The organism is Mucilaginibacter lutimaris (genome assembly GCF_042676625.1).
In the GTDB taxonomy this organism is placed as follows: domain Bacteria; phylum Bacteroidota; class Bacteroidia; order Sphingobacteriales; family Sphingobacteriaceae; genus Mucilaginibacter; species Mucilaginibacter lutimaris.
Genome location: NZ_JBHTIA010000012.1, coordinates 86,838 through 102,359, shown reverse-complemented (window position 1 = coordinate 102,359; position 15,522 = coordinate 86,838). Strand labels below are relative to the sequence as shown.

The 15,522-nt window shown below is 45.2% G+C and carries 15 protein-coding genes; 5 read left to right on the top strand and 10 right to left on the bottom strand.

From position 1 onward, the window contains the following. Positions 1 to 96 precede the first annotated feature (96 nt). The gene (locus ACFQZI_RS15415; protein ID WP_377143990.1) at positions 97 to 2,427 is read right to left on the bottom strand and encodes a glycoside hydrolase family 3 protein; all 2,331 of its coding nucleotides are present in this window, start codon (positions 2,425 to 2,427) and stop codon (positions 97 to 99) included. A 160-nt stretch (positions 2,428 to 2,587) separates the two neighbouring features. Between ACFQZI_RS15415 and ACFQZI_RS15410 the strand changes: the two genes are divergently transcribed. Beyond that, positions 2,588 to 3,208, top strand: coding sequence for a biliverdin-producing heme oxygenase (locus ACFQZI_RS15410; RefSeq protein WP_377143988.1), 621 nt, complete (start codon positions 2,588 to 2,590; stop codon positions 3,206 to 3,208). Positions 3,209 to 3,249: 41 nt separating this feature from the next. Here ACFQZI_RS15410 and ACFQZI_RS15405 read toward each other — a convergent pair whose 3' ends face one another. Continuing rightward, the gene (locus ACFQZI_RS15405) at positions 3,250 to 5,481 is read right to left on the bottom strand and encodes an ATP-binding protein (RefSeq protein ID WP_377143985.1); all 2,232 of its coding nucleotides are present in this window, start codon (positions 5,479 to 5,481) and stop codon (positions 3,250 to 3,252) included. A gap of 183 nt (positions 5,482 to 5,664) precedes the next feature. Between ACFQZI_RS15405 and ACFQZI_RS15400 the strand changes: the two genes are divergently transcribed. Next, entirely contained in the window at positions 5,665 to 6,078 is a 414-nt protein-coding gene (locus tag ACFQZI_RS15400; protein ID WP_377143983.1) for a VOC family protein, read from the top strand. An 18-nt stretch (positions 6,079 to 6,096) separates the two neighbouring features. Continuing rightward, positions 6,097 to 6,480: an iron chaperone gene (locus ACFQZI_RS15395; RefSeq protein ID WP_377143981.1), complete on the top strand. Its 384-nt coding sequence runs from the start codon at positions 6,097 to 6,099 to the stop codon at positions 6,478 to 6,480. 11 nt (positions 6,481 to 6,491) lie between these two features. Here ACFQZI_RS15395 and ACFQZI_RS15390 read toward each other — a convergent pair whose 3' ends face one another. The 3 genes from ACFQZI_RS15390 to pdeM all read right to left on the bottom strand — a co-directional run bounded on the left by ACFQZI_RS15390 (position 6,492) and on the right by pdeM (position 9,704). Beyond that, positions 6,492 to 8,450 carry a beta-galactosidase trimerization domain-containing protein gene (locus ACFQZI_RS15390; RefSeq protein ID WP_377143979.1) on the bottom strand — a complete coding sequence of 653 codons (1,959 nt, stop codon included), beginning with the start codon at positions 8,448 to 8,450 and terminating at the stop codon, positions 6,492 to 6,494. Between the two features lie 71 nt (positions 8,451 to 8,521). Beyond that, on the bottom strand, positions 8,522 to 8,956 hold the full coding sequence (locus tag ACFQZI_RS15385; RefSeq protein WP_377143977.1) for a CBS domain-containing protein: 435 nt from the start codon (positions 8,954 to 8,956) through the stop codon (positions 8,522 to 8,524). An 82-nt stretch (positions 8,957 to 9,038) separates the two neighbouring features. After that, entirely contained in the window at positions 9,039 to 9,704 is a 666-nt protein-coding gene (gene pdeM / locus ACFQZI_RS15380) for a ligase-associated DNA damage response endonuclease PdeM (protein WP_377143975.1), read from the bottom strand. 291 nt (positions 9,705 to 9,995) lie between these two features. Between pdeM and ACFQZI_RS15375 the strand changes: the two genes are divergently transcribed. Then, entirely contained in the window at positions 9,996 to 10,322 is a 327-nt protein-coding gene (locus tag ACFQZI_RS15375) for a nucleotide pyrophosphohydrolase (protein ID WP_377143973.1), read from the top strand. Here the strand turns inward: ACFQZI_RS15375 and ACFQZI_RS15370 are convergent, their stop codons facing one another. The 4 genes from ACFQZI_RS15370 to ACFQZI_RS15355 all read right to left on the bottom strand — a co-directional run bounded on the left by ACFQZI_RS15370 (position 10,323) and on the right by ACFQZI_RS15355 (position 14,124). Then, positions 10,323 to 11,039, bottom strand: a complete 717-nt coding sequence (locus ACFQZI_RS15370) for a 2-phosphosulfolactate phosphatase (RefSeq protein WP_377143971.1) — start codon at positions 11,037 to 11,039, stop codon at positions 10,323 to 10,325. It abuts the gene before it with no gap. Between the two features lie 100 nt (positions 11,040 to 11,139). Continuing rightward, positions 11,140 to 12,219: a glycine cleavage system aminomethyltransferase GcvT gene (gene gcvT / locus ACFQZI_RS15365; protein WP_377143968.1), complete on the bottom strand. Its 1,080-nt coding sequence runs from the start codon at positions 12,217 to 12,219 to the stop codon at positions 11,140 to 11,142. A gap of 54 nt (positions 12,220 to 12,273) precedes the next feature. Then, positions 12,274 to 13,467 carry a glycosyltransferase family 4 protein gene (locus tag ACFQZI_RS15360; protein ID WP_377143966.1) on the bottom strand — a complete coding sequence of 398 codons (1,194 nt, stop codon included), beginning with the start codon at positions 13,465 to 13,467 and terminating at the stop codon, positions 12,274 to 12,276. A gap of 39 nt (positions 13,468 to 13,506) precedes the next feature. After that, on the bottom strand, positions 13,507 to 14,124 hold the full coding sequence (locus ACFQZI_RS15355) for a ribonuclease HII (RefSeq protein ID WP_377143964.1): 618 nt from the start codon (positions 14,122 to 14,124) through the stop codon (positions 13,507 to 13,509). Between the two features lie 129 nt (positions 14,125 to 14,253). Here ACFQZI_RS15355 and ACFQZI_RS15350 point away from each other — a divergent pair, with 129 nt between their 5' ends. Next, a complete protein-coding gene (locus ACFQZI_RS15350) occupies positions 14,254 to 14,718 on the top strand; it encodes a DUF4920 domain-containing protein (RefSeq protein WP_377143962.1) in 465 nt (154 codons plus the stop codon). A 105-nt stretch (positions 14,719 to 14,823) separates the two neighbouring features. On the opposite strand, the gene ACFQZI_RS15345 is transcribed toward ACFQZI_RS15350, so the two are convergent. Continuing rightward, positions 14,824 to 15,513, bottom strand: a complete 690-nt coding sequence (locus ACFQZI_RS15345; protein ID WP_377143960.1) for a hypothetical protein — start codon at positions 15,511 to 15,513, stop codon at positions 14,824 to 14,826. Between the last annotated feature and the right edge of the window lie 9 nt (positions 15,514 to 15,522).

The following is a 15,522-nucleotide window of genomic DNA, read 5'->3' as shown; positions in this document are numbered from 1 at the left end:
CACATAGACACAAAGAAAACACAAAGTTCACAGAGACTTTATTCTCCGTGACTCTGTGAAAATCTCCGTTGTCTCCGTGGTTAATTATAATGCAATTTACGGTTTTGCCGCAGGTTTACTATACTTGGCTGTGCGGGCGTCTTTGATAACGCCTTTCCAGTTTAAGCCATAAGCGAAATCGTAAACATGGCCTTCGGAATCTGTATAGCATTTCATATCATGCGGTACATCTTCGTATTGCGCTTCTACAACCTGCATATTCAACGGCATCTGCAATGGTAACAGGGCCGATGGTTCAGCCTTGCCGGTTATGATATCCAAACTTGCCTGGCCCTGTACGCCAAAGTCGGCAATAATGGCGTTGGCATTTTTCTCAAATTCGCCAAAAACCATAGGGTTGCTCATGTTGATGGAAACGATAACCGGTTTGCCCTTCATTTTGGCGTAGGTATCGTTCACCATCGCAAGGTCGGTTACGTTGGTTGATGTTTCTGATTTACCTTTATAGCTGCGGTTGGTAAACTTTTCCAGCGGGTCGCCACCGGCAAGGCTGGTCTCACGGGCTGTTTCGGCGGTGTATTTTCCGTATTGCAGCGATATAGGTAAATAGCCGTTGCCTCCGGCCTTTACATCCGCTTCGTCATAACCGCCGTGCCCAATTGGGCTGTCAATAAATACGAGGGCATAGTCGGCCTCATCGGGGTTTTCGGTTACCTTGAAGTACTTTTTAACAATATCCATATTTACCGGGTACTCCAGTTTTTCGGGGTAAGGCATTCCCAAAAAGTTTTTACCTGCCGGGGTGAATTTTTTAGGCACATATACCGTTTTGCCGGTTTGCAATGGCAGCACGTTGGCTTTGTTCTTCAGCATCACTATAGATTTAAGTTGGGCCTCGTAGCCGGCTTTCATAAACCCGGGGTTACCCACCGTTTTCTTGGTGGTTTCAACATCCAAATAAGGGTTCTCGAATAAGCCGGTGCGGAAACTGCCCCGTAACAAACGCACGGCAGACTGCTCGAAGCGGGCGCGCATAAATGCCTGGCCGTGTTCTTTAACACCCATTTGGTAAGCTTCTAAAACAGGGGCCATATCGTTATTGCCGCCAAACTGGTCAACCCCGGCCATTAATATTTTATAATGGCGTTGCGCAATAGTGGCTTTTTCCATCCCCCATGATTTTCCCGACAGGAAGCTATTGATCACCGTTTCATCGCCGGTTACCAGCCAGTCGGTACAAACCACGCCATCGTAATGGTATTTGTTACGAAGCAGGTCGGTAATAATGTATTTATTATAATTGTTAGCCACGTTCTCGTGGTTTTTGGTATCCTGGTTAAAGCTGATGGTATAGTAGGGCATTACCGCGGCAGCCATACCTGTTTTACCGGCAAGCTTAAAAGCACCTTGTGTAAACGGTATCAAAGCTTCGTTAAAATTGTTACCAGGGTAAACCGCATATTTACCAAAGCCGTAGTGCGCGTCGCGGCCGCCTTCGCCTGCTCCACCGCCCGGCCAGTGTTTCACCATAGCATTCACGCTGTTGTAGCCCCAGCCGTTGGCCAGTTCTTTATCGCCCGTGGAGGTTTGGAAACCATCTATGTAAGCCCTTGCCATGTCGGCAGCCAGCTTCGGGTCTTCGCCAAAAGTACCGCTTACACGGTTCCAGCGTGGGTCGCCGGCCATGTCTACCTGTGGCGATAGTGCGGTTGCTATACCAAGCGCGCGGTATTCCTGCGCGGCTATGTTGCCAAACTTTTGCGTTTCGGCAGGGTTAAACGTGGCTGCCATACCTAATGAACCCGGCCACATAGAGATAGTACCCCCTGCACCGCCATTATATTCGGCGGTAGCAACAGTGCCATGGCGCGGGTCTGAACTGTTATTGGCCGGTATCCCCATACCGGTGCCCTCTGCAAATGCTTGTACGTTATTGTTCCACCGGGCGGCAACCTCGGGGCTTTGTACCGATGTTACCAGCACATGGCGTACGTTATCTTTAGAAAGGAATTGCTTTTGCTGGTCTGACAGGTCGTAGGGCTTTGCACCACTTTCGTTAAAAGGCTTGCCGCCATACGTGCCGGCAAATGGCCCAACCGGGATGCTCGGGATCATCTGGTGGCGGCTGTACAACATTAAACCTGCAATTTGTTCTACACTCAATTTTGAGGCAAGGTCTTTGGCGCGTGCATCAATGGGTAAACGCCAGTCCTCATATTTGTCAAGTTTGCCGTTCTTGTTAAGGTCTTTAAAAGCCAGGCCATCCACCGTAAGTATTTTAATGCCGGATGTGGTAGAATAGCCCAGGCTGCGGCCGCCTTTGTTAATTACAATAGCGATGTCGCCATTTTTAGTTTCGGTCCATTTGGTTTGTGCCGATGCAAAAGCAGGGAGCAGCGCAAGCAGCAACGCGTAGTTTTTTCTCATATTAAGTACCGGGTTATACGTTTAATTATTGGTTGTCAGTACAATGGCCTAACCATTGTGTCATTGGTACACAATACTAAATATTATAATTTTAATAAGCAAGCTTTTAAGCAATTAGGTTTGCTATTTTTACCGACTCACGTTTTGTGGAATATAAAGTATGCTATCGGATAAATTAAAAGAAGAGACCAAAACAAACCATCAGATATTAGAAAAGGCGCTTGTAGGCCAGTTAAAGGCCATTCGCTCGCAGCAGGAGTACGCCGATTTATTAAGACTTTTTTACGGATATTTTGGGGGACTGGAAGTAAAGATAAATGAGGCTATTGATAAAGATCTTTTGCCCGATAATGCCGAGCGCCGCAAAACGCAAGCAATTGCCGATGACATTACTTTTCTTGGAGGCGATGTGCCCGCTAAAGCTGAGGGTGACGACCTGCCACGCATAAACAACCATTTAGAAGCCCTGGGCGCTTTGTATGTGATAGAAGGATCGACGCTTGGTGGCAAGATCATCAGTAACATGATGCAGCAGCAATTACAACTGGGCAATAAAGGCCTTTCTTTTTTCAGAAGCTACGGCGATAATACCGAACCCATGTGGAATACCTTTAAGGGCATACTAAACCGGCAGGCACAAAACCTGGCGGAGCAAGCCGTTGTAATAGCGGCCGCAAACGAAACCTTTTTGAAATTTGGCCAATGGTTTGAAAAGGCAAAAGCCTCTCCCCAGCCATCTCTAACGGAAAGGGAGCAAGAAAATAAAACCGTCTTTCCGTAAAGCAAAAACCGATCTATAGAGTTCTTTGCAGATAGGCAGTTTTATTTCTTAAATGAAATATTAAAGGTTGACCCCTGCCCAAGTTCGCTATCTACCCAAATCTTGCCGTTGTGTTTTTCTATAATGCGTTTTACAATAGCAAGCCCAACGCCCGATCCTTCAATATCCCCAACATTATCCAGCCTGTTAAACAACTCAAATATTTTGGGGAGTTGTTTAATATCAATACCCAGCCCGTTATCGGTAATGGTATAGGTTACCTCGCTGTCATTTTCAGATCCATCAATAGTTACTTTTGGAGGATTGGATTTTGATGAATATTTTATGGCGTTGCTGATGATGTTGGCAAATACCTGTGGTATCATTACCGGGTCGCCCTGTATTTTTGGTGTATTGCCAATATGCACACAGCTTTCATCTACATTATAGATAAGCAGCAGATCGCGCACAATATCATGTATCATAGGCGCGGTGTCAATTTCGCTTTTCGCCAGTTCGGAGCGGTTTATGCGCGAGTAATCAAGCACCTCGTTGATCATGCTGTTCATTTTATCGGCGCCGTTATTAATGCGTTCTAAAATTTTAACAGTTTGGGGCTTTAATTCGGCATCTCTCAGTAAGATCTGCGTAAAGCTTTTTATAGTAGAGATGGGATTCTTCAGATCGTGCGATATGGTAAAGCTAAATGTATCCAGCTCCTCATAAGCCTGCTTCAGTTTCTCGTTAAGTAACCTGATGGCACCGGCTTTTTGGTTAATGGCGTAAGTTATTTCGCTACGTAACCGCACTACTGATTTAATTTCTTCGTTGCTCCATTTTACCGATGTGCCCGTAACCGTTTGCGACCATTCATCGAAAGAGTTACGTGGCGATATGTGCGCCATGCCGGTGCTTGTATCAATGGTAACGGGTTTTTCGGGGTTGCCTGCCCAGGTAATGGTTTGTAATTGCTCGGGTTTAAACCATATTACATATTCGCCCATCTCACGCGACAGGGCGGTAACCATTATACCCGATGCGATCTTGCGGTACACCGCAGCCTCCGGAAATTTCTCAGAAAGCTTTTCGGTATAAAAAAAGGTTTCGGCTACGTTGTTTTTTATCCAACTGATTAGGCTGTTTATCTGAGCGTTATCAGGCGTAGTGCCAAACCTGGTTATATTATTTTCAAATACTAACACGGCGCCTGTAGCATCAACCGCGTTAAGTAATGTAACCGCATGGCCTGTAAGGGCGTACTCAATATTGTTATCCTTAAGCATCAGGCGGCTGAGCTGGTCAACCGCGCTTTTGTAGCGTTCTTGCAATTGCTGGTTCTCTTCATCCTGCCTGAACTCAAGCGCCGAAGAAAGGATCTGGCCTATTAACTTTGCCGACTCGCGGGAGCGGTAATCAATAAACCTTGGTGTATAATTATGGCAGGCAATTAAACCCCAAAGTTCGCCTTTATATATCAACGAGATGCTAAAGCTGGATTGCACCCCCATATTTTTTAAATACTGGATGTGTATAGGCGATACCGCGCGAAGGTGCGAGTTAGTAAGGTCTAATGGAGCTTCGTTACCGGCCTCTGTTAATATGGCTGATGGCTGGTTATTAACATCGGCTATTAAACGGGTTAAGTTTACCTTATATAGCTCGCGCGCCTGCTTGGGGATGTCTGATGCCGGGTAATGCAAACCAAGCCACGATGGTAATTCGGGGTTTCTTGCTTCGGCAATTACCTCGCCATGCCCATCCGCGGCAAAGCGATATACCATAACCCTATCGTACCCAATTACGTTTTTTACCTGAATGGCGCTGTTGTTCAATAAATTTTGCAAATTTTTATCTGCAAGCATCTCTGATATGGAGCGGCCAATTAATTTGTGTATCTCCGTAGCGCTGTCAGATCGTGCCGGCTCAAACTCGAGCAGATAATAATTGGCAGATGCTGATATAATTAAATGGAAAGGCTGGCCGTAAATATCTGTATTGAAGGGATTGGTTTGTTCGAACCCGTTTACTTTACCAAAAATAATTAAGCGATTTATAAAATCGGGCGGTTCGTTTTTACCTATCAGCGGTTCTACGGTACTTATATGTTTGCCCAGCAAGCCGGGAGGTACATTTTTGAGGTAAGATGAGGCGTTTTCACTTTCGAAACGGATGTAACCGTCATGATCTATAACTAATAAAAAACCATGAGATTGTATTTTTCCGGGGATGTGGATAGGTTCCCTATCGCAGTTTGTAAGATCAATATTCACAGGCAGGCGTATTGTATTAGGCAATATATTAAACAAATATGAAAAATTAAATGGGATTAATCAGTTAAATTATTTTGCATAAAATAGCCGGGAGGTTTAAACAGATTCAATGTCGGCATTTACCCCTTAATGGTCGCATTATGCCCCTACACCGATGTTCATACCATATTATATTTGTTAAATTAAAACCGTTAAAAGCTAAGCATTATGACAAAGGAATTATGGATGAACCTGCCTGTTAAGGACCTTAACAGATCGAAAGAGTTTTTTACCGCCATTGGTTTTGCTATTAAAGATGGCCCGGGCAATAACAATAAAATGGCCCCGCTTGCAATTGGCGACAAGAACACCATTGTAATGCTTATTGTAGAGGATGTGTTTAAGTCGGCCACGCAAAACCCGGTCGCCGATACTTCGAAGGGTACCGAGGTGATGTTTTCGTTCAGTGCCGATAGCCGGGAAGAAGTGGAAGAAGTAGCTGAAAAAGTAATTGCCGCTGGCGGTGATCTGTTTGCCCCGCCTGCCGAAATACAGGGCTGGATGTATGGCTGCGCATTTGCCGACCCGGATGGCCACCGCTGGAACGCGCTTTATATGGATATGGCCAAAATGAACGGTTAAATAACAGCAAGGACGACAATGCAAAAGCCTAACAATGCGGATGAGTACATAGCAGCCTACCCCGCACAGGTGCAGGCTAGAATGGAAGAGCTGCGCCGTACAATAAAAAACGCCGCGCCACAGGCAACAGAAGTTATAAGCTATGGGATGCCGGGATACAAAATCAATAGTGTGCTGGTATATTTTGCCGGCTGGGATAAGCATATTGGGTTTTACCCTGGTGCAAGCGGCATCGCCAGCTTTAAGGATGAGTTATCCGTGTATAAAGGCGCGAAAGGTTCTGTTCAATTCCCTTTGGACGAGCCTTTGCCGCTGGACTTGATTACTCGCGTAGTAAAATTCAGGGTAGAAGAAGAAGCGGCTATTGCCCTTGCGAGGAAGATGAAGAAGGCGCTAAAGTAAATTATTATTACCTACATCCATTTTATGACCAGTGTTTCCTCGGCTTCTATACTCACATGGTTTCCACCTACCTTGCCACCGCTTTTAGCAAAAATAACAATGGGCTGCAGGGATGGATTGCTAAGCGTTAGCTTAAATTCGCGCCGGGTAGTAGCCTTGTTGATGATAATGGTTACCCATTCTTTACCGCTGCCCATTACCTTCATTACTACGCCCTTTTGAGGTTCTTCAAACACAAAGGAAAGATCAAGTGTATGAAGGCCTATCACTTTGGCGAGAAACATATTCAGGTGATTATAGTCGCCCAGTATCCTGCTGCCTAAACCTACAAGTGATGGCACCCAGTAAACTTTACCGCTGCCTAATGTATTTTGTGTGGCGGTAATTGTATCGCCATTATACGCTAATGGAGTTGCTGTAGTAAGGCTTAACTCGCCGCGCCACTGGTAAGCAGGCAGGGCAATGCCATCGGCAACCAGCTCTTCCATTTCATCAATAGCCTTATACTCCAAAATATCGACTCCAAAAAGGTTGCGCAGCGGGAAGCCCAGGCGCATGGTGCCTACCGCGTTCTCATCATAATAACCTGTTAATCCATCAGCAATCAGTTTACCTCCGTTTTGTACAAATCTTTCCAGCGCAGGCCAGTATTTTGATGGGATAGAAATTTGATGCGCCAGAATGATAACTGAGCCGTTATAGTTTGACTTATCAAAATTAAATTCACTTATCTCTTTAAAATTAGCTTGTATCCCGGCTTCACTCAACGCCTCAAAGTAGGCGATGGCAGCTTTCATCACCCCGCCTACATCCCGCCCTTCATAGCTTTTGCCGCCCATTTGCAGGGTTTTTTCTATCCAAAGGGATTCGCGAATGTAAAGGATATTGATGCCCGATTCGGTTTCAACGGCATCTTTAAAAAAGGTGATATGCTCGTTCAGGGTCTTGATAACTTCTGTTGTGGCCAGCAACCTGTCAGATGGTTCGTTATGATAATTTAACATGGCCCATTCGCCTGCCTCAATGCCGGATGAACGCGGGTTGAGGCACCAGAATATCGCGCCTTTGCTTTCGGTACCAATGGCTATCCACAGCCATTGGGCAATTTCTTCTTGTGTAGGGCACAGCGCTAAAAAACCACTGTAGGTATTGTTGCCGCCCTGCAGTTCTGTCATAAACCATGGGATATCACCTGCGCCCGACCGCAGTATTTCGCAGTTGGCCGCGATGGCCAGGGCATATTGTGTGCGGTTAAAATAACCAAAATGCCAGCTTGCATGAGCCGAGCCACCAAGGCTGGTTAAAAAGCTTCGCCAGGCAGTAAAATCATATTCGGCTACGTGGGTAAAAATAGCGTGGTTATTTACATGGATGATGCTCCCGGGATGGTGCTTGTGTATCTCATCTGTAAGCCATTGCAGGAACCAGGTGTTATAGTACAGGTGAAAACGCTCGTCGGCAAAATCGAAACGGTCGTACCCGCCGCTATTGTAATCAATTGCCGCCCGCGCTGCTTTCCATTCCTTAAATTTATCGGTTGCAAATTGCTCTTGCGGGAAATGTCCAACGCCCGGTTCATTAACGGGCACCCAGCCGTAGCATGAGTCGAACTGTTTAAAGTGGCTAACTACATTAGCTACATATCTTTCGATAGCGCCCAGGTGGTCTTCATCCTTCGGAAATTTTAATCCGCCCAGGTCGGTAAACGCGGTGGCGGGGAACAGGTTGCCGTAAACTTTAATGCCGTATTTATCGGCCGCTTTGTAGGCCTCATCAAATAAGGTAAAATCCCAGGTGCCATCGGCCCGGTGCATGTAGGTTTCAAACAAGCGGATGCGGGTAACCGTCATCCCGGCTTCCTTTAGCCGTTTAAACCAAAGGTCTATCTCCTGTGGGGTTTGCCCCGGTTCTATAAAAACCTCGGCACCAAACATAATAGGGGTTGCCTGCTGTTTAAAAGTGTACTGCATAATAGTTTGCCGGGCATGAACGCGCCGTAAATGAGTAACTTTTTAAAGCAGGAATGGTTTTAATGTGGGCTTTAAGTAGAATGTATATAGCTATGCATCTGCTCTATGGTTTCCTTTTGGGAGTGAATGGTTTCGTAAACCACATCATTAATAGATATTATGCCGCAAAGTTTATCTTCTTTATTAAATACAGGCAGGTAGCGTATGTTGTTCTCGCTCATGATAAGCATGCAGCTATCCACGCTCGATTCGGGGGTGATATGCGGGAAGCCATTGCTCATAATTTCGCCAACGGTGGTATCGTCGGAGTGTTTACCCATTAATATGATCTTACGGGCGTAATCGCGCTCGGTTACCAGGCCAATGTATTCGTCACTTTCTGTTACCACTACCGAGCCAATGTTCTTTTCGGACATTAGCTTCAGTACATCTAATACGGTGGTTTTGGCGGGTACAGCAATAACATTGCTCCCCTTACGGGCAAGGATGTGTTTTACGCTTTTCATATAAATTCAGGTTATTGGAGACCTCAATTTACAAATAACTATAAGAAAAACAAGAAGTTATATGAAAAATAATCGCTAATGATCAGCTAATGGCTATCACTTTATCTGTTAATACGCCAAAAACTTTATCGGCCTTGCGGCTCAGGATAGCCACCTTGCCAGTAAATTTGCCAAAGGAAGGCAGTATGGCCTGGTGCTTACCAAAGGCAAAACATGGTAGCGTAACTTTTTGCCTGCCCCTGCCCACTAAACTTACACCCGGGTGAATGTGCCCGCATAGCACGTAACCATCTTCATCTTTCGTCTCCGGATCGGGCAGCGGGTGGTGTAACATCAGGAAAGGGCCCATCACCAAACGTTTATGTAACACAATGCCAAGATTGGTATAATGCTTATCGCTAATAATATCGTGGTTGCCTTTTATCAATATGATCTCCAGCTTAGGGAACTGGCTGCGCCAAAGTACAAACCAATCCCAGTCGTTGTTCATGTCGCTGTGGAAAAGGTCGCCCAGGAAAATGAGTTTTTCGGGGCGATGTTCATAAATAAGATCCGACAGCATCGCCAAATCGTCCTGTTCCATGTTGCGGGGGATGGCGATACCTGCTTTGCGGAAATGCCCAACCTTGCCAAAATGCACATCGGTAACTATCAGCGCGTTCTGTTGCGCCCAATAAATTGCTTTTTGTGGTAACAGTAAAAGATCCTGATCTAAAAATTGGAAAGGGGTACCCGCACTCATCTTCATATTTGGGCAAAGATAAGGGTTTTGGAGATTAGTGAATAGAGAACGGTTGATTAGTGAATGGTTGCAAGGCGATAAGTTACTCACCTCTCAACAATAGTCAGGACCTACGTTTGCCCCCCCCCTCTCTGCTTCGCAAAGAGGGGGGGAGACCGCATCTTAAGCCTTCTGTTAGGGAAAGCCAATTTCTCACCCTCTTTGCGAAGCAGAGAGGGTCGCGCACATAGTGCCGCCGGGTGAGTCAACCCGCAAGGTGATACGCTAACCGATTACTAATTATTGTAATATTGCTTTATGGAAATAAAACAAGCGCAACATCTGGTAGATAATTGGATAAAAACGACCGGCATACGTTATTTTAACGAGCTTACCAATACCGCCATGTTAATGGAAGAGGTTGGCGAGGTTGCCCGCATTATGGCAAGGCAATACGGCGAGCAATCGTTTAAACAATCGGACAAGGAGGTGAACCTTGCGGATGAAATGGCCGATGTGCTGTTCGTGCTCATTTGCCTGGCCAACCAAACAGGGATAGACCTGACAGATGCATTGGAGAAAAACCTTCAAAAGAAAAGCATCCGCGATGCCGACAGGCACCAGAATAATGAAAAATTGAAATAGCTAAACAAGCTTAACCAACTTATCCCCATCCAACACAGGGATGGCTATCGTCATGTCCACCTGCAGGCAAAATTCAATATCTTTCTCGATGCCGAGTTTTTTGAGGCGTTCGCCGTGGGATGTTTTGCTGAGGTATTGGCTAATGTCGTTTTTGCCTATCTGGAAAAGGTCGTTGGCGGCAATGGCGGGATCATCTAAAGTGTAGCCGCTATTTTTTAACTGCTCTATAACTGCGCCTGCAAAAAGCGTATCTTCCAGATTAAAGTTGTTTTTCCATCCGGCGCACACCAGCAGGATATTTTCTTGCTGGGTTTTTAGCCAGTTGCAAAGCGCAGTTAAATTAAGAAATGAACCAATAACAATCTTTTTTGCACTGCGAGACAAATGCAGCGCATGGGTGCCATTAGTGGTGGTAAGCACTACAGTTTTACCGGCAACCTTTTCGGCCTTGTATGAGAATGGCGAATTGCCAAAGTCGAAACCATCAACCACTTTACCATCGCGTTCGGCAGCTATAAGGTAATTAAGTCCTTTATCGCGGTAAGCGGCACATTCTTCCACCTCAGATACCGGGATGATCGCTTCGGCACCGTTTTCAATACCATAACAGATAGATGATGTAGCCCTGAAAATATCTATCACCACCACAATATAATCCTGCACGTTATATAACGGGATAAGGGCGGGGGTAAGGCAAACATCTAAGTTCTTTTTCATTGGGTCATTGAGAGTCATTAAGTCATTGGAAAAAACATTAGGTCACCGGTCACAAAAAATGACGCAATGACCTAATGACTCAATGACGGGCAGAGCCCTGTTATTTATAAAACGGTGGCTTTACAAGCTGTGCTTTTACTTTATTATCGCGGATAAGGATGAAGATCTCGGTGCCTTCTTTTGCAAATTCATTCTTTACGTAGCCAAGGCCAATTGCCTTTTGCAGCGATGGCGATTGTGTGCCCGATGTTACTTTACCAATCACGTTACCATCAGCGTCAACTATCTGGTAATCGTGGCGGGGAATGCCGCGGTCTATCATTTCAAAACCAATAAGCTTACGCGTAACACCGGCTGCTTTTTGCTGTTGCAGGGCTTCTGAATTGGTAAACGTTTTATTGAATTTAGTTACCCAGCCCAGGCCGGCTTCCAATGGCGATGTGGTATCGTCAATATCGTTTCCGTAAAGGCAAAAGCCCATCTCTAAACGCAAGGTATCGCGCGCGGCTAAACCTATTGGCTTAATACCGAATGGCTCGCCCGCTTTGAATATTTCATTCCAAATAAATTCGGCATGTTCGTTATCAAAATAGATCTCGAAACCACCTGCACCTGTATAACCCGTTGCAGATACGATTACATTTCCGATACCTGCAAAAGTGCCTTTGGTAAAAGTATAGTATTCCATTGATGCCAGGTCTATATCGGTTAGGCTTTGCAGTGCTTCGGCTGCTTTAGGGCCTTGTACAGCAAGTAACGAGGTGCGGTCTGATATATCTTTCATATCCACACCTTCGGTGTTAAATTTGCTTATCCAGTTCCAGTCTTTCTCTATGTTAGAGGCGTTAACAACCAGCATGTATGTTTTCTCATCAATGCGGTAAACCAAGAGGTCATCAACAATGCCCCCGTCTTCATTCGGCAGGCAGGAGTATTGTACTTTACCGTTGTATAGCTTAGATGCATCATTACTGGTAACACGTTGTATCAGGTCAAGCGCCTTTTCGCCCTTTAAAATAAACTCACCCATGTGGCTTACATCAAATACACCAACGCCCTTACGAACGGTATCGTGCTCGGCATTTACGCCAACGTATTGCACAGGCATGTTGTAGCCTGCAAACGGCACCATTTTGGCACCCAGATCGGTATGTACTTGTGTTAAAGCTGTATTCTTCATGGTGAAATTAATATCGTGGCAAAAATAGCAAAATAGCTGTATTGCCGGGGCAGTTTACGCGATAGATTGATAAAAATCGGCAAGCTGGCGGGTAATGGTGTTTACATCGTGCTGCTGCTCTATCAGTTTACGGGCACTGCGCCCTATCTGGCGGCAATAATGTTCGTCGGTAATGCATTTGCGCATGGCGCTGTAAAACTCATCGGTATTATTGGCGATAATAATGTTCTTGCCATTTTGGATATTGATACCCTCGGCGCCCAGCGATGTAGATATAATGCATTTTTCCATGGCCATACCCTCTACTATCTTCACCCGCATGCCCCCGCCCGATAGCAGCGGAACGATCATGATAGATTTGCTGTTCACAAATTCGAGCGCGTCATCAACCTCGCCATGTATAAATACCTTGCCCAATACTTCATAATCATCAAACTGCTCGGGGATATTATGGCCCGCAACATAAAATTTGGCCTTTAAGTCGCCATGGATAATGTCTTTATGAAAATTGTCTATGAACCATTCTATCCCTTCGAGGTTAGGCAGCCAATCCAGCGAACCCAGGAAAAACAGGCTTGGAAAATCTTCTTTTTTATGATCGGGTTTATATAAAGAGAGGTCTATCCCGATAGGTAAAACGGTAAGCGGGATCCTGGTGCCGAATGATAGCATGGAGACTTGGTCTTGTTCTGTAAAAGCCACTATCCCATCAAACTTATTCAGGAGGCCCAGCTCGTAGTTTTTAATGCGGCGGGCAAGCAATTGCAGGTACCAGCGTTTAAGAGGGTCGCTTTTTTGCTGCGCCAGTTTTTGCCAAACCTGATGCTCAATGTTATGCGCCCTGAATATTACTTTCGCTTTTGAGTTTCTGCGGATGACATCCAGGTAAGGCGCTACAAAAATGCCCTCCAGTTGAATAATGTCATACTTATTATCGGTAAGGTTCCTGAACAGCAATTTCTCGAACCCGGCATTATAATACTTATCAATATTGTAGGAGTTGGTGGTAAACAGGTTGCTCACGGCCTCTACCATAGTTACACGGGTATCAATATCGTACTCGGTATAGTTTATTTTTTCGAGCAGTTCATCTCGTTCGCGCGGGGTGCTGTTCTTTTTTACGTTGAGAGACATTAGGGTAACCTCGTGCCCAAGCGCTACCAGGCCTTTTACGGTATTGCCTACCACAATGGGGTAACCGCCATTTTGTGGGAATGGGGCGCGGTGGGTTAATATTAATATCCTCAAAAGGTAAGCGTAATTGGTTAGCCAAAGGTATTAAACCCTTTAAGCTTTATCAATTATCTCATCAGAAATACGAAGGCCCGGCTGCGTTACTTTAAAAGTTTTACGATGATATGGCGTATGCCCGCGCTCTAACACCATTTTACGGTGACTAATGGTTGGGTAGCCTTTGTTGGAGTGCCATTCGTATTCGGGATGTTCTAAAGCTATTTGCTTCATGTAATCGTCCCGGTAGGTTTTGGCCAGGATAGAGGCCGCCGCTATACTGAAATATTTGGCATCGCCCTCTACAATACACTGGTGCGGCATATCGCGGTATTTGTTAAAACGGTTACCATCGATAATCAGAAACTGAGGGATACAAAGCAATTTATCAATAGCACGGTGCATGGCCAGGAAAGACGCGTTTAAGATGTTGATCTCATCTATCTCATGGTTATCGCACCAGGCAACGGCGTGGGCAATGGCCTTTTCTTCTATCTCGGTACGTAGCTGGTAGCGTACCTCTTCGGTAAGCTGTTTAGAGTCGTTAAGCAAATGGTGGTCAAAGTCGCGCGGGAGGATAACAGCAGCGGCAAATACAGGCCCGGCAAGGCAGCCGCGACCAGCCTCATCACATCCTGCTTCAATAAAATCGTGCTGGTACCTTGCTAATAACATCCGTTATTTGTTCTTTGGATACTACAAATATCTTAAAATAAGTAGATCGTACTCATAACTGTTGAAAAAATAAACTATAAGTTACAAATACGTCAAACCAACTATAACCAATAGTGTTAAAATAGGGTAATGAAGAAGTTAGTATTCGTCATTTTTATTTTTTGCGGTTTTGCAAGCTTTGCCCAAAAGCATGTACACCTGCCGCACGGGATGGTTTTTGGCGAAAAACCCATTGGCATTGCACCTGTAGCCGCCACCAAAATCGAGGCTATGATGGGCAAGAAAATAAGGCAGACCACAGCGCTTACCGGTAAACTAATACGTGTTACTAAACAAAAAGGTGGCTGGTTTGAAATGGATGCCGGTAACGGGAAAGTAATTGCCGCCCATTTTAAGGATTACAACATTATGTTGCCAACGCAGCTAAAAGGGCGGGGGGTGATCATAAAAGGTGTTGCACAGCGTGTTTTAACCGCCGATGATCTCCAGCATTTTGCCGGCGACACTGTTACAGGCGCCAAACAGCACCGGGAAAAGGTTAACCCCAAAGCAAGGATAACCTTTGAGGTTTGGGGATTAATGGTGGACAGGTAGGTGAGTAGTAGTGACACGTTGATATAAAAACGATTATACACGTCCTTATAAAACAGAAATAGCGATGGGTTTATACCAATCGCTACCTCAAAAAAATCTTATTACTTACGCGAATGTAGCGTCTTTACGTAAAGCTGTTGGCTCAACGTGCAGATAATCGGCAAAAAGCTCTTTTATCTTTTCGGCTATTTCGGCGCGGTTAACGGTTTGTGCATCGCGGCGGCATTTAAGGTAATGCTCGCGTGCAATTTTTTCCGACAGATCACCCAAGGTTTTTACTTTAAGTTCGCGGCCAAATTTACCCGCTAAAATTAAGCCTGTGATGGAAATCACCATACCTATATAACCAATAACACCAAACATAAAGCTAACGGTGATAGAGAGTATCAGCGCAATGGCAAATGCCCATACTACACCTGGTTTGGGATGCAACAAGTTCATGTGTAAGCCCAGTTCTTCCTCCAGCTCGGCAACAACCTCAATGCGGTTATCACGCGGAAAAAGCTCGCAAAGTTTGGTTTGTGGTTTCAGTTCGCATTTTTCAATTGGCTTTTTAGCGTTTATTGCACTGCGCAATTTGTAAAAGGCCTGCTGCGTGGTACAGCTATCGCTTTGTGCTTCTTTAACCTTATCTACAACCAGATCGCACAGGGCGCCAAAGGTTTTAATGTGGGTAAGATCGCCTTCAAACCTAATATTGAACGATCTTTCGATCATTAACATCACTTCCTCTACATCCTCCGGGTCGATATTGCTCAAATTAACGACCGGCGTATTCTTTAAATTAACTTTCAATACTATAGT

What these genes read in the sequence shown, in the direction of transcription:
- ACFQZI_RS15415 (WP_377143990.1), bottom strand. Translation starts at nt 2,427, where the DNA reads ATGAGAAAAAACTACGCGTTGCTGCTTGCGCTGCTCCCTGCTTTTGCA.
- ACFQZI_RS15410 (WP_377143988.1), top strand. Translation starts at nt 2,588, where the DNA reads ATGCTATCGGATAAATTAAAAGAAGAGACCAAAACAAACCATCAGATA.
- ACFQZI_RS15400 (WP_377143983.1), top strand. Translation starts at nt 5,665, where the DNA reads ATGACAAAGGAATTATGGATGAACCTGCCTGTTAAGGACCTTAACAGA.
- ACFQZI_RS15395 (WP_377143981.1), top strand. Translation starts at nt 6,097, where the DNA reads ATGCAAAAGCCTAACAATGCGGATGAGTACATAGCAGCCTACCCCGCA.
- ACFQZI_RS15390 (WP_377143979.1), bottom strand. Translation starts at nt 8,450, where the DNA reads ATGCAGTACACTTTTAAACAGCAGGCAACCCCTATTATGTTTGGTGCC.
- ACFQZI_RS15385 (WP_377143977.1), bottom strand. Translation starts at nt 8,956, where the DNA reads ATGAAAAGCGTAAAACACATCCTTGCCCGTAAGGGGAGCAATGTTATT.
- pdeM (WP_377143975.1), bottom strand. Translation starts at nt 9,704, where the DNA reads ATGAAGATGAGTGCGGGTACCCCTTTCCAATTTTTAGATCAGGATCTT.
- ACFQZI_RS15375 (WP_377143973.1), top strand. Translation starts at nt 9,996, where the DNA reads ATGGAAATAAAACAAGCGCAACATCTGGTAGATAATTGGATAAAAACG.
- ACFQZI_RS15370 (WP_377143971.1), bottom strand. Translation starts at nt 11,039, where the DNA reads ATGAAAAAGAACTTAGATGTTTGCCTTACCCCCGCCCTTATCCCGTTA.
- gcvT (WP_377143968.1), bottom strand. Translation starts at nt 12,219, where the DNA reads ATGAAGAATACAGCTTTAACACAAGTACATACCGATCTGGGTGCCAAA.
- ACFQZI_RS15355 (WP_377143964.1), bottom strand. Translation starts at nt 14,124, where the DNA reads ATGTTATTAGCAAGGTACCAGCACGATTTTATTGAAGCAGGATGTGAT.
- ACFQZI_RS15350 (WP_377143962.1), top strand. Translation starts at nt 14,254, where the DNA reads ATGAAGAAGTTAGTATTCGTCATTTTTATTTTTTGCGGTTTTGCAAGC.